The sequence below is a fragment of the Paenibacillus sp. CB74 genome (assembly GCF_055687625.1).
Genome location: NZ_CM146009.1, coordinates 5,579,429 through 5,599,880, shown reverse-complemented (window position 1 = coordinate 5,599,880; position 20,452 = coordinate 5,579,429). Strand labels below are relative to the sequence as shown.

The window sequence follows — 20,452 nt, the reverse complement described above, 5'->3', positions numbered from 1 at the left end:
CAACGCCTCTGGTTGAGGATTTCAACCTATCTAAAGTGTGCACTTATTCTTCACTATCCATGTAGGATCTTCGTCCACCTTTTTTGACAAACTTCCAATCCACTTCAATGTTATGACGCATCCGTCTGAGCAGATGAATGGCAGTCTCGATCTCTTCCTCGGTCAGACCATCCAAAGTCACCTGATCGGAATGTACGCCCTCTTTACGAATGAATTCCCATGCCTCAAGTCCAGCTTCGGTGGGATACAACACCTTATTCTTCTTATTACCCATTGCCGGCTGTTTAATAATGAATCCATCGGATTCGAGTTTGCTAATGGCTCTGGCGGCAGTCGTGCGATCCACTTTGATCAGTTCAGCGAGCTGATTCGGAATGATTCCCGGATTCTCACAGATGCGATACAGATAGAGATATTGTCCGCGGGACAGGTTCAGATGCTGAAACTCGACATTACTGATGGAATCCAGACAGCGGGCAATCATACCAATCTCACGCAGCACTTCTTTTTTTTCGGTCAACACATTCACGCCCCTATAAAATTGTTGCATTCGCAACATAATTGATGGTATAACTACAGTTGAATTGGTTTCAATTTTAAACATATAGCTCAAACCGTATACATGGAACGAAAATGGTTCCACGTTCCTGTTATGTACCAGTTTATCACGTCAGGATCACATTACGTTCACCCAAAGGAGAAACATTCATGAATACAACGATTGTTGAAGTTAATAATCAGGAATTGCTCGATGCCTGCTTCGCCATCCGTACCGCTATTTTTGTCGAAGAACAAGGCGTATCCGCAGCGGATGAATTCGACGCTTATGATACATTAGAAGCAGAGGCGCGCCACATTCTGCTTTACGTAGACGGTGTACCTGCTGCCTCCTCCAGACTGCGCGTTGTTGAGCAGGTCGCCAAATTGGAACGGATCTGTGTCATGCTCGATTACCGCAAACACGGTCTGGGCCGTGTGCTGATCAACAAGCTGGAGCAGATGGCCATTGCCGACGGACTGGAGAAAGCCAAACTACACGCCCAGGTACAAGCCTCCGGGTTCTATGAACGTCTCGGATATGCACCTGCATCGGACGTGTTTATGGAAGACGGCATTCCCCATCTGCTGATGACCAAAAAACTGAAATAATGTATTCCAAAAACGCCTCCGTTATCACTTCTCAGTGATGTACAGAGGCGTTTTGTATTCAGGCAACACATTCATTCGCAACCCAACAACGGAAATGGCACGTACAGACCCGATTATAGTAATCAAGTATGCTAACTAACTTACTTGCCAGCTCCGTGTTGTGTCTTATCCCAGTGCCAGACGGTTTGGCTCTGATTCGGCAGTGTTGTTCTTCATTTGTTTACTGCGCAACTGTCCGCACGCAGCATCGATATCCGTACCATGTTCCATACGTACAGTGGAGTTGATGTTGTTCTTTTTGAGCGTATCATAGAAGCCCAGAATCGACTCCTCAGTACTCCGTTGATACTGACTGTGCTCATCCACCGGGTTGTATGGGATCAGATTCACACTGACCATACTCCTGCGACTGGACAACAGTTCAGCGAGCTCCGCGGCATGCTCACGTTGATCGTTAACATCACGCAGGAGGATATACTCGAACATGATGCGTTTGTTCGTCGTAGCTAGATAATAATCGACTGCATCCATTAATTGCTCGATTGGGAAAGCCCGGTTAATCTTCATGATGTGCGTACGCAGTTCATTATTAGGCGCATGCAGGGAGATCGCCAGATTGACCTGGAGACTGCTGTCTGCAAATTCCTTGATTTTGTCCGGAAGGCCACTAGTGGACACCGTTATGCGTTTGGCGGCAAGTGCCAGTCCTTTGCGATCCTTGATGACTTCGATGAAATCACTCATGTGCTGGAAGTTATCGAATGGTTCACCAATACCCATCACAACCACGTTGGTTACCCGTTCGTCTTGTCCTGCTGCATCCAGATGTCGCTGCACATGCATAATCTGTTCGACAATCTCTCCAGCAGTCAAGTCACGGCTCTTCTTGATCAGACCGCTCGCACAGAAGCTACAGCCAATATTACAGCCGACTTGTGTGGTCACACAGACAGTCAGTCCGTATTTTTGCCGCATCAATACCGTCTCAATCAGGTTGCCGTCCTGCATTCGAAGCAGGAATTTCACGGTACCATCTGCCGATTCCTGTTTCACATGTTCGCTCAGCGAGTTCATGGTGAAATGCTCGGAGAGAACGTCCAGACATTCCTGACGAACATCGGACATCGCCGAGAAATCATGCACACGCTCTTGGTATAACCATTCCCAGATCCGGGATGCACGGGATTTCTTCTGTCCATGCTCCGGCAGCCAGGAACGTAATTGCTCTAATGTTAATCCATATATGGATGATTTGTTCATTGTATAATCCTCTTTTCGCAAAAAAGCATATGGCTTATCGGTCCTACCCAAAAAACCTCTACTCCGTATTGTCCCAAAATTGACGAGGGAAAACAAGGGCTTTTGCATTTCTTCCAAGAGGTTTTATCCATGGTAAATCTGCACAACAGACCATATTTAACCCTATCGGGCCTTCACATTTAGAAGTGAATGATACCGGATGTGTGCAGTAGAACCAGCAGAACCAGGATCGGAGCCACGTAACGCAGCATGAACAGCCACACCCGGAACCATCCGGAACGCAGACCGGAAGCTTCAGCAGCCGTTTTCCAGAAGTATCCCGCAAAAATCGTCACAAGCAGTCCACCTACAGGCAGCAGGATGTTGGATGCTACAAAATCCATCCAGTCGAACACACTCTTCGATCCAATCGTCCATTCAGGCAGCAAACCGAGCGATAGTACCGAAGGAAGCCCCACGATAAAGACCCCTAGCGAGATAATCCATACCGCACGACTACGGCTCCATGACAGACGTTCCATGAAATACTTCACAGGGACTTCCAGCAAGGACACGGCTGACGTCAAAGCCGCAATAGCGAGCAGGATGAAGAACAATCCGCCAAACAGGAATCCAAGCGGCATAGCTGAGAAGGCTGCCGGAAGAGCCACAAAGATGAGTGACGGGCCTTGGTCCGGTGCAATACCGAACGAGAATGTCGTTGGGAAGATGATCAGACCAGCAATGAATGCATAGATGAGGTCACCCGCACCCACAGCGACGGTCGCTGCACCGAGAGATTGATTTTTATCCACATACGAACCGTAAGTCACCAGTATACCCATCCCGAGTGACAGGGAGAAGAAGGCATGTCCAAGCGCCACCAGTGCAGATTCCGTTGTCAGCTGCGAGAAATCCGGATTCAGGAAGAAGGAAACCCCGGCCCCTGCACCTGGCAACGTAACAGCACGAATCATCAGGATAATAAGCAAAACCAACATTGCCGGAATCAGTACCTTGTTGAACTTCTCGATTCCGTTCGAAACGCCTTTGGCAACAATCCAGCCTGTAATCAGAACTGCAACCAGCTGCCAAACGATCGGCAAATACCCGCTTACAAAGGAGCCGAATTGTCCAGCATAATCCGGATTATTAAACAATGTTCCACTGAAGGAAGTCACTGCATATTGCAATGTCCAGCCCGCGATAATGACATAAAAGGACAAGATGATAAATGGCGTTAATACTTGCAGCAATCCGGCTGCGAGCCAACCCTTATGTCCACCTGCTTTGATAAAAGCAGTAGCAGCACTACCTCGTCCACTGCGACCAATCGCAAGTTCAGCCAGGAGCACTGGCAGACCGATGAGCAGCAAACAGACGATGAAGAGCAGGAAAAACGCAGCTCCTCCGTTCTCACCCGTAATGTACGGGAATTTCCACATGTTGCCCAGACCAACCGAACTACCAATGGCTGCCAGGATAAATCCAGCTTGGGAAAAACGCTCTCCTTTGCCAGCGTTGTCTTGATTTCGATTAGGCTTACTAAAATTCATTATATCTACTCCATCACTTTAAAGTTTTCCCGTAATTATATACTACTGGCCTTGTCAGGTCATTCGAAATTCGAAATTTGTCGAAATGTTATTTTTTTACATATAAAAGCACTCGATCATCTTCATTCTCATAAGTTCCCTAAACACAGTATGTGATAAATTCTGTCAGGCCAACCGTATGGAGTTATAACATAACCATATCTCCAACCTTTCAAAACCCATTAGAGCGAAAAAGAGGTGTCCCTCAGCCACTTTGATGACTGGGGAACACCTCTCTTTTAAAATTAAACTCTTATTTCAAGCAACTCATATTTGATAACACCCATCGGAGCATTAACATGAATGACGCTGCCCACTTCTTTGCCCATCAGTTCTTTGCCAAGTGGACTCTCATAGGAAATTTTATTATCTGCTACATCAGCCTCAGCAGGACCAACCAATTTATATTCAATCTTCTCAGCGAATTCGATATCATTGAGCAATACAGTGGAACCTACACCCACTTTGGTAGCATCCATATTCTCGGATGTGATGACTTTGGCGTTTTTCAGCATCTTCTCCACGATCAGAATCCGGGTCTCCATAAAGGCCTGATCATCTTTGGCTGAATGATACTCACTATTTTCCTTCAGGTCACCGTAACTGATCGCGAGTTTCAGACGCTCAGCCAGTTCCTTACGCTTCACTGTCTTCAATTCCCTCAGTTCGTCCTCCAGCTTTTCCAAGCCTTCCTGTGTCAAAATCACTTCTTCATTAGCCATTTTTCCATCTCCTAATCCTGCTATCTATCTATATTCTAACCTATATCCACTCCAAAGGGTTAGCATACCCCAGAAAAAGAAATAGCTCATCCATATATTGTATTTCACTACCATCAAAACCATGATTACCTCTTGAAATGATTTTCAGAGTTGTCCTACTAATTGTACCGTTACAATTAGCTTAATTGACGATGTTTCTTTCACCCGTTGACTCTTACAATGAACTCAGGGCAGCAGAAGTTTATAACCATTGCTTGCAGCCCAATATATATCCTGAGGTGATCTGAATGAACGTTATATTAAATCCATCTGAAATACAGGCCTATCTGAAACGGATTGGCATGAATGATATAAAGAAACCTACGCTGGAATACTTAATTGAACTCCAACGTACACATGTGCAATATCTTTCGTGGCAAACGGTCGATATTTTTGCAGGCCGTCCTGTAGGAATCAGTCTTCAAGAATCAATTCAGCTCATATTACAGGGGCGCAGCGGCTACTGCTTTCATCTAAACGGTGCATTTAGTGTTCTTCTCCGCTCGCTGGGTTATACGGTTGATTGGCATCGTGGCGGAGTACAGCCTCATGGGGAACAACCCCGCGTGAATTCATTCCATCTCGGTCTGTCTGTCCTTCTGCCGGATGCCGATCCAACAACTGAACGCTGGATTGTGGATGTAGGTCTGGGCGGAATGCCCTTTGAACCTCTGCCACTTCGTTATGGAACCCATGGTTCCGCTCCATTCACTTACCAACTGATGCCATCATCTGTTGCTTCTGGGGGATGGCGGCTTGAGTACGAACCGAATGGGCCAAGTGAAGGCGTCGACTATGCTCCTGAAGCAGTTCACGATCTGGGGGAGTTCATACCGAAACATGAATTCTACAGTCGGGCGGCCGAATCCCCTTGGCATAATGTATTTTTGCTTCGTCAGCGGAATGAGAACCGCAGTCACGAACTACGAGGATGTATGCTCCGAACCCATGATATCGAAGGAATTCGGAAAACGGAAATTCAGAGTTATACCGAATGGCGTAACGTATTAACTGAAATATTCCATGAACCCTTGGTGAATTACAGCGAACTGGAATGCCAGGACATGTGGGAACGAGTGCAGGCTGCGCATACGGAATGGAAACAAGCGCAAGAAGCATAAAGAGGAAGATGCAGAACCTGAGGCCTTAACACGATAAGGAAAACAGGATAATTATCTTGATTAAGCATCCGTATAGGGGGCACTTAAATAGAAATCACATAAGGGATTGTTCCATATAAAGGAAAGCTACTGATCCACGCCGAATACGTCCTTAGGTGATAAATGATGATAACGATTCGTGTACTCCAAGTTCCAGAAGTAATGCCTGAGGCATACTGGAATCATTTTCTGTCCCAAGTCTCGGCAGAGCGTCGCACCCAGGCTTCACGTTTTGTTCGTCAGGCTGATGCGTATCGCTCCGTGTTGGGAGAAATATTGACTCGTGTGACTTTGAGCAGGTTAACTGGCCTAAGGCCAGCTGAGCTTTCTTTTACCCGTAATCCCTACGGCAAACCTTCCCTCAGCCACCATTCGGATGTACAATTCAACGTCTCCCATTCTGGTGACTGGATTGCTCTGATCTCCGGCGGTACCGATGAACTGGGTGTGGACGTCGAGAAAATAGCCCCCATTGACATGCAGATTGCAGAACGTTTCTTCTCTCCAACGGAGAGCCAGTTCTTGTCCGCCACGCCTGACGATCGTCGGCTGAATACCTTCTACCGTCTATGGACGCTGAAGGAAAGTTATATCAAGGCAGTGGGTATGGGGTTGTCCATACCGCTGGACTCCTTCGCCATCCTGCCGGATGAGGGCGGAGTTTGGTATTGCGAGCAAGCCGGGGCATATCGCTTTCTCAGTCAGCGACTGGACGATGGGCATATGCTTGCGGCATGTTCGGCTGGGGGAGAGTTGCCAAGCCAGCCCAAGATTGTAACCTTGGAGGGTCTATATACGGAGTTGATGTAGTGTTCGGCTAGTTGCGGCTTATTAGGGGATCGTGAAGTATAGTTTGGATTTGGTTTTCAGGCTTGGGGTTTAGGGCCGGGTTTTGGGGGTCGGGGTTAAGATTGGGTTCATGCCCTAACGAACCTGACACGCCTTATGGGCTTCAATTACACAGGTCTGGCATTCTAAGGAACCCTACGCACCCTATATGCTCTAATATGTCCTTTTTCACGTTGATATTGCCGAATTCTGCAACAATAAGGTGTCTGAGGTTCGTTAGTTTTCCCAAAACACTAAAAATCCTCTATTAAGATGTGATAGATTCGTTAGAATCTCTCACCTCTTCCTGCAAATCCTGCAAATAAATAAGTGACTAACCAATTAACTAACCAACCCAAAAAAGAGCGAGTCAATCCGGCGACAAATGAACCACGTCCCGTATGACTCGCTTTTTTTTATCAAAACCCTATCAGGTAGAACCGTCTACTTGTCTTTCGTTGCTTCATTCGCAAACTCAATCCTATCCTTCTTGCTGTACCACCGATTCAGAACTCACAGCCGATGAACGATTCAACTTGCCAAACAATCCTCCAGCTGGCGTCTTTCGTATCGTGGCTGCCGCGTCAGCATCCCGGATCTTCAGGGCAAACCACAGCCCGATGAGCAGAAATGCTGCTGCCCCCAGCAAAGCCAAACGGTACGCCAACATATTCGACTCCATCGCGCCTGTAGCAGTCACCGTTGTTGTACCTACACCTGCCAGAACAGCAGAGAGTAAAGCCATGCCGATGGCTGATCCCAGACGATTTTGTACCGTGAACCAGGTAGAAGCTCTCCCCATGGATGCAGGAGGAATCTGGGCGAATGCAGCGATCTGTACCGCCCCTACCGTCTGTCCCAGGAAAATTCCCACACCGAACAATAATGAACGAATGAACCACGGGTTCGTATCCACTGTGATCTGACTAAGCGTGATGAAAATGACTGCCGTACAGATCAAGCCCATCGAGATCAGCTTTCGCGGGCCCAGCCGCGGATAAGTCCAAGGGACAAGCTGAGAAGCAATCATCAGTCCCAGCGCTTCTGGGAATGTGGTAAGTCCTGTTTCCAACGCAGAGGCATGTAGTACATTTTGATACATTATTGGAAACACATACAGCATGCCCAGCAATCCGGCTGCCCCACATACGGATACCAAGCCTGTATAACGGAACAGTCGGTGCTTCAGCAAACGCAGATCAAGCAACGGCTGCTTGGTGCGCAGCTCGACCACGACGAGCAACGTCAGCAGCAGAATACCTGCAAAGCCCGCTCCCATAATAAGCGGTGACGTCCAGCCTCGCAGCGGCCCCTGACTGAGCGCATACATCATCAGTGCGAGTCCCGGTGCAGATAATAACCACCCCGGCAGATCCAAAGGACCTGCTTCCTGTTCTCGGTGCTCCTTCAGATACAGCATGCCGAAGATCACGGCTGGAATACCAACAGGCAGATTCACATAGAAAATCCAGCGCCATGACAGTTGATCCACGATCAATCCGCTCACAATCGGCCCTAAGGCTGGAGCAAGGGCAATGGGCAGCACCAACATGCGAGATACCTTGGCCCGTTCCTGCGGTGGAAAGGTCCGAAACAGCATCGCCATCCCCACAGGTGTAAGCAGACCGCCCCCTGCTCCCTGCAAAATGCGGAAAAATGTCAACGTTCCTAGTTGATCAGCTGTGGCACACAGCGCAGAGGACACCGTAAACAGTGTCAGCGCCGACAGGAAAACCCGTTTCGTGCCCCATCGGTCACCAAGCCAGCCGGCGACAGGCAAAAATACTGCCAAACTCACCAAATAACCTACATTTAAGGTACCGGCAGCAGCCGGCGGAATACCCAGTTCGTTACTGATGGTTCGCAGCGCCACGTTTAAGACCGTTGCATCCATGGCAACCATAAACATCGCCAGAACATAGACAATGCTCACAATTGCCTTTGGATTCAGACGAAACCTCATCTGCCAGCCTCATGAATCATGCCAGGCATCCCCGTTTCATCACAGAGACTCAGAGGCTTCAGGTCTGTCCACTGCTCCGCAATGTAATCCAGACATACACGTCGTTTGGCTTTCCCCAGCACCAGGGTCCAACCTGCCGGTACCGGAATGGATGCAGGCCACAGCGAATACTGTCCTTCATCATTCATTAACACCAGATAATTGCTGTCTTCATGTTCAAAAGGGTTGCTCATCAGCTTATCCTCCTATTTGTGTTGAATGTTACGATTCTTGTTCAGCATCTCCAGCCGGATGGACAGGGTACGGCAAATTTCCTCCAATGGCCCCGGCTGACAAAGATCTTTGTGACGACAGGCAATATCATGACGTTCCAATTGGCCTCCAATGAATGCATTCCACATCTCGGGTTCAATCGGATCGAACCAGTCGGGGATAATGGTAGAACGGAAGAAGATCAGGTCACCTTCGAATCGGGATGGCGTGTAAGCCCCCAAGATCCGGACGGAATTTTCATAGGTTTTCCGCAGCTTCATGATCGTCTCTTCATCTAAACTTGCAAGTGCACTGCCTTCGCTACGAAGAATACGCATCGCTGTTGCCATATCCAGCGGCCCATCCCCAATACTGTCCGGATCATATCCGCCAAGTGCAAGCAATGCCGTTAAAGCTTCTTCCTCATCTGGTTCCCCGCGAATAGGCAGATAGTGACTCGGATACGCATCCAGCATGGCCAGAAACTCTACTTCCTCTCCTTCAGACTGAAGCTGCACGGCCATAGCCTGTGCCACGTTGCCGCCCAGTGACCAGCCAAGCAAACGATAAGGGCCTTCGGGCTGCACAGACCTGATGTGACGGATGTAATCCGCTGTCATATCCTCCAGTGTTGACGGGAGCACCTCATACTCGGCAATCCCTCTTGCCTGCAACCCGTACAGCGGATACTCCATACCCAAGTGTTTCATCAACCCGGCATAACACCAACTGAGTCCTCCCGCCGGATGCACACAGAATACAGGCGGATGCTGCCCATGAGTCCTCAGCGGTAACAACACTTGAAGCGAGCTTTTCCCGGAATCGGCACCCATCTCCAATCGCTCGGCCAGACCAGCCACCGTGGCGGTCTCGAACAGAATGCCGATGCCCGGCTCCTTGCCCATCGCTTCACGAATTCGACTCATCAGGCGCACCGCAAGCAGCGAATGACCACCCAGTTCGAAGAAGCTGTCATCAATACTCACACTCCGCAATCCCAATACTTCGGCAAACAGATCACAGAGAATCTGCTCCTGCGGATTGCGCGGTGCTCGGCCATCAACCGAACATTGCATCTCTGGTGCAGGCAACGCTTTACGATCCAGCTTGCCATTTGGCGTAAGTGGCAGGATGTGCATCCAAACAACCGCAGACGGAACCATATAATCCGGAAGGCTCGCTGCCGCATGTCGGCGTAACGCAGGCGTTTCCAGTTCCGCTTCATTGTCCGATGCAGGAACAATATAAGCGGCAAGACGCTTATCTCCCGGCTGGTCTTCACGAACGATAACAGCAGCCTGAGCCACGCTCGGATGTTTTGCCAGTACAGCCTCAATCTCGCCAAGCTCAATGCGGAACCCGCGGATTTTCACCTGTTGATCTGCTCGTCCCAGATAATCAAGCGACCCGTCATGCAGACGTTTGGCCAAGTCGCCCGTACGATACATTCGCGTGCCTGGTGGCCCATAAGGATCAGCGACGAATCGCTCTGCCGTGAGATCTGGTCGTCCCCAATATCCACGTGCCAGACCGGCTCCGGCCACATACATCTCTCCAGTTACACCTGTCGGTACAGGCTTCAGATCATCATCCAACACATAAACGCGCAGGTCTGGAATAGCGTAGCCAATCCAGCTGCTTACGCCTTCTGCAGCGCTGCCCGCGTGCAGTTCCTTGTAGCTGACATGAACCGTTGTTTCCGTAATACCATACATATTGATGAGTCTTGGAGCGTCATCCGCATGGCGTTCATACCAGTCATCCAAACGTCCCAGCTCCAGTGCCTCGCCTCCAAAGATCACATAGCGGAGCGCAAATTGCTGTCCCCAGACCGGATTTTCCCTGTCAGCCTGCATCAGTTGGTAGAATGCAGATGGCGTCTGGTTCAGTACGGTTACCTTCTTTTCGGCGAGCAGTCGCAGGAACGCTCCAGGTGAGCGGCTAATCTCATGGGGAACAACAACCAAGCTGCCTCCATACAACAGAGGACCCCAGATTTCCCACACGGAGAAGTCAAACGCATAGGAATGGAACAACGTCCACACATCGCTCTCGTCAAAAAGGAACCAGTGCTGCGTAGCATCCAATAACCGGATGACATTCGCATGTGGAATCACGACACCTTTGGGTTTCCCTGTTGAACCTGAGGTATAGATCATGTAAGCCGGGCTCAGCGGAGTTACCCGTCCGTTCCGTTCATGGTCTGCCGGGTTTCGCTCATCCATGGATTCCAATTGCCCCTGGGTATGCAGATCGTCCATGTTGATACATTCAATATTCGCCATCTGCGGCAGCAGGGCGTATACATCTGTACTTGTAATCAACACTTTCGGCGCTGCGTCCGTCAGCATATGCGTTAAACGGTCTGCCGGATAATGCGGGTCCAAGGGCAGATAGGCAGCGCCCGTTTTGAGTACAGCAAGAATGGCTACGACCATCTCTACCGATCGAGGTAAGGCTAAAGCCACCATCTGTTCCGGCCCAGCACCTTCTGCGATCAACAGTCTGGCCAATCGATTAGCCCGTGCATTCAGCTCCCTGTAAGTCATACGGATATCCTCACAATGGAGGGCAACCGAACTGGGGTGAGCGGCTGCCTGCACTTCAAAACGCTCGGCTATGGTCAGCTGTGGACCTTCATCCTGTGAAGATATCCATTCCTTCTCAAGCTGGGCATGCTCTGAAGGTGTAACCAGGTCAAATCTGCTGATGCGTTCATCCATCTGCTGTACGGCATCCTCAAGCACCTGCATTAACCGAACCACCAGCTCTCCAGCAGTCGATTCACGGTAGAGATCTGTACTATACTCCAGTACACCTTCAATTCCGGCTGGAAGTCCGTTCTGCTCCCGTTTCTCCGTCAGTTCAAGTGTGAGATCGAATTTGGATGAACCCAAACCGTGGATGCGAGTCTCCGCTTCAACACCTGGCAGGTCAAGACGAACATCTGGCGTGTTTTGAAGCACCAGCATCACCTGAAAGAGTGGATGTTTGGAACGAGATCGGGGCGGATTCAGCACTTCGACCAGCCGTTCAAACGGTAAATCCTGATGTTCATAAGCCGCAAGATCTGCATCCCGCACGCGGGCCAATAGCTCTCGGAAAGTAGGATCGCCCGAGGTGTCTGTACGCAGAACAAGCGTATTGATGAACATCCCCACGACATCATCCAGCGCATCGTCACTCCGTCCGGCAATCGGTGTACCTATCGCAATATCCGTCCCTGCACCCATTCGAGTAAGCAGCACAGATAACGCGGAGTGCAGAAGCATAAACAGACTGACTTTATGCTCACGGGCAACTATCGCAAGTTGCTCATGCAGACGTTGACTGATCGTAAACGGCACCGATCCGCCTCGGTAACTGGACGCAACTGGACGGGCATAGTCTGCCGGGAACGTGATTTGTTCTGGCAATCCTGCTAGCCGATCAGTCCAGAACGCTAACTGCCTCGCGATCAGACTGTCCTGCCGCTTCTCATCCCCAAGCAGGCTCTCCTGCCACACCGCATAATCTGCATACTGAATGCGTAGCGGCTCCCAAGCCGGAGCGGACCCACGCAGACGAGCAGTATAGGCCTCCGACAAGTCCAGGATGAGCCTTGATAAGGACCATCCGTCCCCTGCAATGTGATGAATCAGCAACAGCAATGCATGTTCATCCGCATCCGTATGGAACAATTCTGCGCGTATACCCGGCTCGGTACTAAGCTCGAAGCTGTAACGTGACGCTTCTGCCAGCAGCTCGGGCAGTTTCTCAGACGAAGCCCGGGTGAGCTTCATATTCACCGTCACCTCTGATGCAGGAAGGATATGCTGGCTCGCCGAACCCAGATCTGGCGGATACAATGTGCGCAGCGTCTCGTGACGGGCAACAATATCTTGCAGAGCGTTTCGGAGAGCGTCCACATCCAGCTTCCCGGTCAACCGTGCAACCAACGGAATATTGTAGGTGGGATTAGGCCCCTCAAGGCAATAGAGGAACCATAACCGTCGCTGGGCAAAGGAAAGCGGAATCTCACCCGCACGCGGAACAGGTTGAATAACGGGTCTGACGGACTTCGCCTGATCCAGCTTTCGGGCAAGCCCTGCCGCTGTCGGAGATTCAAACACACTGCCGATGTACAATTCAGCTCCGAATACATCACGCACTCGGGCTATAATTCGCCCGGCCAGCAGGGAATGTCCACCCAGTTCGAAGAAATCATCATCAATCCCTATGCGAGCTACACCCAGAATCTCTGCAAATAGGCTGCATAGGATCTCCTCCTGCGGTGTACGTGCCTCCCTTCCGTTTGCACTAGTTGTCAATGCAGGCACAGGAAGGCGTTTGCGATCGATTTTTTTGTTCGGTGTCAGCGGCATCTCTGGAAGCAGCATGAAGGCAGAAGGCACCATATAATCCGGTAACGCATCACCTACCTGTGCTCTGATATCAGCCAAATCCATGTCAGCTTGACGATCTTCAGCATCAGCCACAATATATGCCGCTAACCGCTGGTTCCCAGGTTGGTCTTCACGTGCCATGACCGTGACCTGTGCTACACCCGGATATCTGGAGATGACGGATTCAATCTCCCCCAGTTCAATGCGAAAGCCCCTGATTTTGATCTGATGATCTGCTCGTCCCAAATAATCGATGGAACCGTCCGGCAACCATTTGGCCAAGTCTCCTGTCCGGTACATTCTACTGCCCGGCTGTCCGAAGGGACTCGCGACAAAACGTTCTGCGGTCAGATCAGGTCTGCCCAAATATCCCCGTGCAAGTCCCTCTCCTGCGATATACAATTCCCCTGCTACACCCGGAGGGACAGGTTGCATACTCTGATCCAGCACATAGAGCTGTGTGTTACGAACGGGACCACCAATAGACGGTTTGCCTGAATGTCCTTTCCTAAGCGATGCAGCTGTAGAATAGATGGTTGTCTCCGTTGGCCCGTACTGATTATTGACCTGACACCCCAACGCCTCCAGCGAAAGCTTCAGTTCCTCGGATAAGGCCTCTCCTCCGGTAATCACCGTTACTCCGTCGAACCTTCCCGGGCAGCTCGCAACCAGAGACTGCCATAACGTTGGCGTAGCCTGCATAATCGTCGTCTCTTGCTCTCTCATCTTCCTGGCCAGTGCTACCGGATCAAGAATGGTTTCCTTTTGTGCGATATCCAGTCTGGCCCCAGTCGTCAGAGGCAGGAAGATTTCCAGTACCGAGATGTCAAAAGCAATCGTGGTCACCGACAGCCAGCGATCCTGCGGACCGACCTGTAGTCTCGTCTTCATATCTTCAAGCAGATTCGCTAATCCAAGATGAGTCACAGCCACACCCTTTGGTTTACCGGTAGAACCCGAGGTATAGATCAGATACGCAGGGTTGAGCAGAGAAGCCGTGCCTGACAGATCGTCATCTTCGGGATTGCTTCCCGACCGACCGCTCACTGCCTGTATACTGTCCGGTTCATCCATGACCAGAATCGGTACACTGGGCGCCTGCGGAATATGAGAGAAGTTGTTCATCACCGTCACTACACAAGCAGGCTTGGCATCCTCCAACATGTAGATGAGACGCTCTTGGGGATAATCTGGATCAAGCGGCAGATAGGCTGCTCCTGTTTTGTGAACAGCTACAATCGCGATAACCACTTCCACTGAACGAGGCATGGCAATGCCAACTACCTGCTCAGGCCCTACTCCGTAAGTCTGTATCAGTTCATGTGCCAGTTGATTGGCACGCTCGTTCAGCTCTGCGTAGGTTAGCAATGACCCTTCGAATGTCACTGCATCTGCAAGAGGTGTACGCCGAACCTGCTGCTCGAATAACGCTGCTGAATTGCACTCAGCAACGGCATGTTGCGTCTGATTCCATCCTTCCAGCACTTGTTCGCGTTCGGCAGGGAGCAGAATGTTGGTCTGTCCAACCGATATGTCTTCTGCCCCTTCTGACATCATGGATTGCAGGATTTGCACATAACGAAGCTGATGATTACGCAGTTCCGAATCCACATAGATCGAAGGGTTCGCATCAAAAGAAATACCCAGTCCATGACCATGTCCCTGGTCTACAATATGAATCGACAGGTCATCCACTGGACCGGTGGACAGATTATGGATCATGCCGCGTGCGCCTGCAAAATTCAACTCATGATGGAAGGGCATTACATTGATCATCGGTCCAAACAGACGCCGATTCTCTCCCAGAAGCTTGAGGTCCCGCCGCAGGTCCTGATGTCGGTATCGCTGGTGTTTGCGTACCGACCGAATCTCCTTCACAATCTGTCCCATCAATTCAGACAAGTTCATCTGCGAATTCAGGTACAGGCGGAGCGGAAGCACATTCATGACCATGCCCGGAACACGTAGAGATGCAGAACCCAATCGGCACATCACGGGCAAGGCCAGAACAACATCGTTGGACCCTGTCATTCGCTGCACATAGACCGCTGTTGCCGCTACACACAGATCCGGCCAAGTCGCACCGAACCTTCCCGCTGCTGCTTGCAATTGCTCCCGTTGTGACGGCGTGAAGACCGCACTCTGTCGTAAGAACTCGGTGGATGTACGTGAAGAGCGTTCACCCAGACTGACCACATCCGGTGCATCCGCGAATCGTTCGATCCAAAACTGCTGATCCTGCTCCCGACTGGTGGAGGTTGAGTACGCTTCATCTTCTTCCAGAACAGAAGTCAGTGATCCAAACGCTGCCGTTCCCTGTATCTGTCCCGCACTCTCTCCCTGAAAGCTTGCAGAGTACAAGCTGGCAACCCTGCGTGTGATCAGGGATACGCCGTACCCATCAATCGCAATATGGTGAATGCGCTGGTACCAGTAATACCGATCTTCGCTCACCCGGAACAGGGCTTCTGTGAAGAGTGGACCAACTGCCAGATCAACAGGCCGTGCCAGATCCTGCTTCATCCAGTTGAGCGCAGCCATATGAGGATCAGCCTGATTACGAACATCCATGACATGGAATGTCCAATCATTCCTATTGGTGCGCAGACATTGCCACGGGCCTTGCTCATTTTCGCCATATACCATATTCAGCGATTCGGCCTCCATCACGGTCTGGCGTACACTCTCCTCTAATCGTCCCATATGGATCTGACCTTCAATAACCACATACTCGGCCGTGTTGTACATCGGGTTGTCCGGATTCAACTGTTGGGCATACCAGATGCCCGACTGTGCAGAAGATAAAGGCCAAGCTGTGTTCCGACGATGCGACATCTGCACCGCCCCGCTCAAAAGTAGTCTCCGTTCGGCAGTACTTTCGGTTGGACATGATCAAGGAGTCTTGCCCAAGCGGCCAGTGTAGGCTGCTCCGCCAGATCAACAAAGGTAACCTCTGCTCCTTCCGCGCGAAAACGTTCAGCCAGACTCATCATGCGAATGGAATCCATTCCCCAGTTCTGAATCAGATCGTCATGCTCCCCAATGGAATCGGACTGCTCCTGTAACAGATCGCCAATCTGAGCTCGTAATGCTACCAACCTTGCATGATCAACGGCTTCTCGTCCTTGCTCGACAGACCCAATCTCCGCGGTGGATGCTGATTGCTGCTGCACCTCGGACGTAACTTCCTCTCCAATTCTGGTTGAGGCTGATGCATTCAGCAACGCAATCGAACGTTCGGTCGTTAGTGTTACCGCACATCGCTCTGCCGCGTACGTCAGCGCCATACGATGTTTTTCCGCTGAAAAATCAGCAACCGCATCGGCAATCAGAAACGCCTGAATGTCTCGCATGAATGCCTCACTTGACGTCATCAGACATCCGATATGCGCATATATGCCGCAAACCATCAATTGATCCCGGCCCTGCCGCTCCATCAATTCAAGCAGTTCTGTCTTCTGGAAGGCGCTGTAGCGCCATTTGGTCATAAAGATGTCCTGTGGAGCGGGTGCAAGCGATTCAACAATTTCTTTTTGCACAGGTCCGCCATCGATCCCTGCACCCCAGAAGTCCAGCTGTAGTCCGCGCTGCTCCGGTGTCTGCCCACCCGGTTGTGCCGAGTAGACCGCGGGAATCCCTAGTTCATGACACGTTGAACGAAGTTGTGCAATATGATCAATCAGCTCTACCGCCGGGGATGCTCCCGCCGTAAATGCATTCATGAAATAGTTCTGCATGTCGTGGATCAAAAGTACTGCACGCTTCGCATCCGGGGTCCAGGATACCTTGTTGACCGGAAGCTCCGACGCTACAGGCATTGCATATGGTTGAATCACTGGAAGTGCCATGAATATCCCTCTTTTCAGCTTTATTGATCAGATCACGTTCAGCCATATCAGTTGAATTAAAGAATGTTTACACTTGCCACTCCGATGACAGAATAATCTTCCGATCGCTGTTACCCCCAGATTTTTTTATTCAATTTTACAAAGGTGGAAATCCGGTGATAGCGTATGCTTCCGATGTAGCTTTCTTGCAGAAAGCTTTTGGGCGAACGCTTCGCTTCTTCAGGTTATTTCTGCCCTCTACGTTCTTGTGTAAATGGTTAGTTCAACCGATACAGTGCAACGTGATTGAGAATTCTTATTTAGAAACAGGTTGCCCGATGGTCAACATCTCACGTAATGCTTTTTTGCTGACCTTGCCTACTTGTGTCTTCGGAAAAGTGTCTACCCACTCAATCCGGTCCGGAATTTTATAACTGGCCAGTCCCCGATTGCGTAGAAAAGACTTGATCTCGGCCACCCCCGGAGCTTCACCGCTTGGCACAATAAATGCGCAAGAGCGTTCGCCCAGATACTCATCGGGCATGGATACCAATGCTGCATCATGCACGCCAGGATGGGCCAGCAGGTGATTTTCCACTTCCTCGGCAGCCACTTTATCCCCGCCACGGTTAATCTGATCCTTCGCCCGCCCTTCCACAACGAGATATCCGTCAGCCGTCAGACTCGCGATATCGCCTGTGCGATAGAAACCGTCGGTCGTAAATGATCTGGCGTTATGTTCCTCCGCTTTGTAATAACCACGTATGGTATAGGGTCCACGTGTCAACAGGTGTCCGGCTTGTCCCTGCTCCACCTCAACGTCTTCGTCATCCACAATCCTCAGCTCGTCATAAGGAGACATTGGTTTACCTTGTGTGTGGGTAATGACATACTCGGAATCGTCGAGACGTGTGTAGTTCACCAGCCCTTCGGCCATGCCAAATACCTGCTGTAATGTACAGCCAAGAATCGGTTTGACGCGTGCCGCTACCTCTGCACTGAATTTGGCTCCTCCCACTTGAAGAACCTGGAGCGACGGAAGCTCGATCCCACGGGCAGCCGCTGCATTGAGCCAGACGAGAGCCAGCGGCGGCACCAAAGCCGTGATCGTTACCTGATGGCACATGATGAGCGGAAAGGCCTCATCCGGGCTTGATCCCCGAGACAACACAATCGTGCCACCTGCATACAATGTGCCCAGAATGCCGGGTGAGCTCATTGGATAGTTATGTGCTACTGGTAGTGCAGCCAGATAGACACTCTCGGGACTGAGGCCACATACCTCGACACTTCTTCGCAAACTGTAAATGTAATCATCATGAGTACGTGGGATCATCTTGGATAATCCGGTGCTTCCACCCGACAACTGTAGAAAAGCAACATCGGAAGATGTCGGTGCATCCGGCAGTGTGACAGGTTCTGCATAGACATCTTCTAAGGCTGTAAACGGCCCCGCTTCTCCCGCCACGAAAATATGTCGAAGTCCCGGCACCGCTGCCTGTACCTCCTCTGCCAGAGTGCGATAATCAAATCCGCCATCCTGATCCGGGATCAGGTATGCTACGGCCTCAGAGAAACGAGCGAAATAGGTGATTTCGCTCTTTCGATGCAAGGGAAGAGCAAATACAGGCAGTGCACCGATGCGGAATAAAGCAAAACATGCTTCAACAAACGCAGTCATATTAGGCAGCTGTATAATAACTCGGTCATGCTGCCGTATACCTTTGGCATATAAGCCGGATGCCAATCGATCCACCCGTTCATCCAGTTCTGCATAGGTGAGGTGTTGTTCCCCGCTAATAACGGCTACCCGATTGCCATATAGATCACCACGCTGACGGAGCATCTCTCCAAACGTAATCCCTTCCCAGCATCCCTCCTGCCGATAACGTTCTGCAACTTCCTCAGGCCAAGCCTGATATCCTGGCAGCATTGTTCATTCCTCCTTCTGAATCGATACATTCGAATCCAACCCCATCGCAAGCAGCATCGTTCTGAACTTGGCAGCAGTCTCTGCCAGCTCTGCTTCTGCCGTAGATCCTGCTACAATGCCTGCTCCCGCGAACAATTTCACAGCTGTGCCTTCCACTTCAGCACATCGGATCGTTACAGCCCACTCGCCATCGCCTTCACTGTCGCACCAGCCCACCATTCCCGTAAATAATCCCCGGTCGAATGGCTCCTGTTGCTTAATAGCTGTCCGCGCAGCCTGTACAGGTGTTCCACAGATAGCGGGTGTGGGATGAAGAGCCAAAGCGAGCTCCAGTGATGTTGTGGCCGCGTCCGCCAGCTCCCCGTGTATTTCGGTAGATAAATGCCACATCGTGCGCGTCTGAATCAGCGAAGGTTCTGCTGGAACGGATAGTTGTCGGCATAATGGACGTAACGCCTCCGCAACTGCTTCAATGACTACGGCATGCTCATGACGATCTTTGGCTGAGGCCAGCAGTGCCTCTGCACGGCGGCGATCTTCTGCTAGATCTTCACTCCGGGGTGCAGAGCCTGCCAGTGGATTGGCTCGTACATTTATTCCTTTGCGGGTAACCAACAGTTCCGGGCTTGCCCCGATGAAGGTGCGACTCGTTTTATTTTCAATGTGTCCGTCTAGTTTGTATTGTCTTTCATTCGTTGTTATAGTACTTTCTAACTGGGTTTGGCCTCTCATTGGTACCGCAAATGTATATCCATGTGTGTTGTCCCTGAACAGATTACGCAGCAATTGATACGTGTCCACGAGGGTCTGTGAAGTCACCTCAAGCGTACGGGATAACACGACCTTGTGGAGATCACGCTGGTTCAGGTCAACCAATACGTTGTCTACACTTTGTTCATACACTTCCCCCGCAGGAACCTCAACAACTTCACAGCTTACGGCTGCTGGCAGCTTTTGAATTAATGCACGTGATTCCGGGGGTAACGATTCAGCCCACTGCACCGTCTCAGGTACATATAACTCAGCAGCAGCATCCAGCGGATCAAATGGAATGGCGCCAACCACCATCGGGCTCGATTGACCAGCTTGTTTGGCCTTGTCCATAAGCTGTTGAATACCGTCTATGAAAAGATGTATCTCTTCCTTATATTTATGTTCCATAACTACAGCAGAATTGCTGAGATCTGATTGAATTGCGTGCTCCGTATGCAGCGGAGACCAACGAACCCGTTCTCCTTGCGCGAGCAAGGTATGTTGCGGTGAAGACCAGAAAAAGGACGTCCCCTCTCGATATTGCTCCAGAAGGTGTATGGCGGAAGTTACAGTGACCGTACCCGCTTTTGACATGATTCATCATCTC

Annotated in this window: 13 protein-coding genes; 3 read left to right on the top strand and 10 right to left on the bottom strand. The window is 50.5% G+C overall.

The window, feature by feature from the left end; all coding sequences use genetic code 11:
* Positions 1 to 43: 43 nt before the first annotated feature.
* Positions 44 to 550, bottom strand: coding sequence for a MarR family winged helix-turn-helix transcriptional regulator (locus tag ACX9NY_RS24755; RefSeq protein WP_472479393.1), 507 nt, complete (start codon positions 548 to 550; stop codon positions 44 to 46).
* Between the two features lie 158 nt (positions 551 to 708).
* Here ACX9NY_RS24755 and ACX9NY_RS24750 point away from each other — a divergent pair, with 158 nt between their 5' ends.
* Entirely contained in the window at positions 709 to 1,149 is a 441-nt protein-coding gene (locus ACX9NY_RS24750) for a GNAT family N-acetyltransferase (RefSeq protein WP_472475656.1), read from the top strand.
* Between the two features lie 165 nt (positions 1,150 to 1,314).
* Here ACX9NY_RS24750 and rlmN read toward each other — a convergent pair whose 3' ends face one another.
* The 3 genes from rlmN to greA all read right to left on the bottom strand — a co-directional run bounded on the left by rlmN (position 1,315) and on the right by greA (position 4,705).
* Entirely contained in the window at positions 1,315 to 2,409 is a 1,095-nt protein-coding gene (rlmN, locus tag ACX9NY_RS24745; RefSeq protein ID WP_472475654.1) for a dual-specificity RNA methyltransferase RlmN, read from the bottom strand.
* Positions 2,410 to 2,588: 179 nt separating this feature from the next.
* Entirely contained in the window at positions 2,589 to 3,944 is a 1,356-nt protein-coding gene (locus ACX9NY_RS24740; RefSeq protein WP_339238705.1) for a sodium-dependent transporter, read from the bottom strand.
* A 284-nt stretch (positions 3,945 to 4,228) separates the two neighbouring features.
* Entirely contained in the window at positions 4,229 to 4,705 is a 477-nt protein-coding gene (gene greA, locus ACX9NY_RS24735; RefSeq protein WP_339238706.1) for a transcription elongation factor GreA, read from the bottom strand.
* 287 nt (positions 4,706 to 4,992) lie between these two features.
* On the opposite strand from greA, the gene ACX9NY_RS24730 reads away from it, so the two are divergent.
* Positions 4,993 to 5,865, top strand: coding sequence for an arylamine N-acetyltransferase family protein (locus tag ACX9NY_RS24730; protein ID WP_472475652.1), 873 nt, complete (start codon positions 4,993 to 4,995; stop codon positions 5,863 to 5,865).
* Positions 5,866 to 6,027: 162 nt separating this feature from the next.
* Positions 6,028 to 6,714, top strand: coding sequence for a 4'-phosphopantetheinyl transferase family protein (locus ACX9NY_RS24725; RefSeq protein ID WP_472475650.1), 687 nt, complete (start codon positions 6,028 to 6,030; stop codon positions 6,712 to 6,714).
* Between the two features lie 499 nt (positions 6,715 to 7,213).
* On the opposite strand, the gene ACX9NY_RS24720 is transcribed toward ACX9NY_RS24725, so the two are convergent.
* The 6 genes from ACX9NY_RS24720 to dhbC form a co-directional block, all read right to left on the bottom strand.
* Positions 7,214 to 8,695 (bottom strand): MDR family MFS transporter, encoded by a 1,482-nt coding sequence (locus ACX9NY_RS24720; RefSeq protein WP_472475648.1) that lies wholly within the window; start codon positions 8,693 to 8,695, stop codon positions 7,214 to 7,216.
* Positions 8,692 to 8,928: an MbtH family protein gene (locus ACX9NY_RS24715; RefSeq protein ID WP_124116798.1), complete on the bottom strand. Its 237-nt coding sequence runs from the start codon at positions 8,926 to 8,928 to the stop codon at positions 8,692 to 8,694. Before ACX9NY_RS24715 ends, ACX9NY_RS24720 begins: the two co-directional genes overlap by 4 nt.
* A 12-nt stretch (positions 8,929 to 8,940) precedes the next feature.
* Positions 8,941 to 16,167: an amino acid adenylation domain-containing protein gene (locus tag ACX9NY_RS24710; protein WP_472475646.1), complete on the bottom strand. Its 7,227-nt coding sequence runs from the start codon at positions 16,165 to 16,167 to the stop codon at positions 8,941 to 8,943.
* Between the two features lie 14 nt (positions 16,168 to 16,181).
* Positions 16,182 to 17,180: an isochorismatase family protein gene (locus ACX9NY_RS24705; protein WP_472475644.1), complete on the bottom strand. Its 999-nt coding sequence runs from the start codon at positions 17,178 to 17,180 to the stop codon at positions 16,182 to 16,184.
* Between the two features lie 295 nt (positions 17,181 to 17,475).
* Positions 17,476 to 19,092 carry a (2,3-dihydroxybenzoyl)adenylate synthase gene (locus ACX9NY_RS24700; RefSeq protein ID WP_472475642.1) on the bottom strand — a complete coding sequence of 539 codons (1,617 nt, stop codon included), beginning with the start codon at positions 19,090 to 19,092 and terminating at the stop codon, positions 17,476 to 17,478.
* A gap of 3 nt (positions 19,093 to 19,095) precedes the next feature.
* On the bottom strand, positions 19,096 to 20,439 hold the full coding sequence (gene dhbC / locus ACX9NY_RS24695) for an isochorismate synthase DhbC (RefSeq protein ID WP_472475640.1): 1,344 nt from the start codon (positions 20,437 to 20,439) through the stop codon (positions 19,096 to 19,098).
* Between the last annotated feature and the right edge of the window lie 13 nt (positions 20,440 to 20,452).

What these genes read in the sequence shown, in the direction of transcription:
- ACX9NY_RS24740 (WP_339238705.1), bottom strand. Translation starts at nt 3,944, where the DNA reads ATGAATTTTAGTAAGCCTAATCGAAATCAAGACAACGCTGGCAAAGGA.
- greA (WP_339238706.1), bottom strand. Translation starts at nt 4,705, where the DNA reads ATGGCTAATGAAGAAGTGATTTTGACACAGGAAGGCTTGGAAAAGCTG.
- ACX9NY_RS24710 (WP_472475646.1), bottom strand. Translation starts at nt 16,167, where the DNA reads ATGTCGCATCGTCGGAACACAGCTTGGCCTTTATCTTCTGCACAGTCG.
- ACX9NY_RS24725 (WP_472475650.1), top strand. Translation starts at nt 6,028, where the DNA reads ATGATGATAACGATTCGTGTACTCCAAGTTCCAGAAGTAATGCCTGAG.
- rlmN (WP_472475654.1), bottom strand. Translation starts at nt 2,409, where the DNA reads ATGAACAAATCATCCATATATGGATTAACATTAGAGCAATTACGTTCC.
- dhbC (WP_472475640.1), bottom strand. Translation starts at nt 20,439, where the DNA reads ATGTCAAAAGCGGGTACGGTCACTGTAACTTCCGCCATACACCTTCTG.
- ACX9NY_RS24705 (WP_472475644.1), bottom strand. Translation starts at nt 17,180, where the DNA reads ATGGCACTTCCAGTGATTCAACCATATGCAATGCCTGTAGCGTCGGAG.
- ACX9NY_RS24730 (WP_472475652.1), top strand. Translation starts at nt 4,993, where the DNA reads ATGAACGTTATATTAAATCCATCTGAAATACAGGCCTATCTGAAACGG.
- ACX9NY_RS24700 (WP_472475642.1), bottom strand. Translation starts at nt 19,092, where the DNA reads ATGCTGCCAGGATATCAGGCTTGGCCTGAGGAAGTTGCAGAACGTTAT.
- ACX9NY_RS24750 (WP_472475656.1), top strand. Translation starts at nt 709, where the DNA reads ATGAATACAACGATTGTTGAAGTTAATAATCAGGAATTGCTCGATGCC.
- ACX9NY_RS24720 (WP_472475648.1), bottom strand. Translation starts at nt 8,695, where the DNA reads ATGAGGTTTCGTCTGAATCCAAAGGCAATTGTGAGCATTGTCTATGTT.
- ACX9NY_RS24715 (WP_124116798.1), bottom strand. Translation starts at nt 8,928, where the DNA reads ATGAGCAACCCTTTTGAACATGAAGACAGCAATTATCTGGTGTTAATG.
- ACX9NY_RS24755 (WP_472479393.1), bottom strand. Translation starts at nt 550, where the DNA reads ATGCAACAATTTTATAGGGGCGTGAATGTGTTGACCGAAAAAAAAGAA.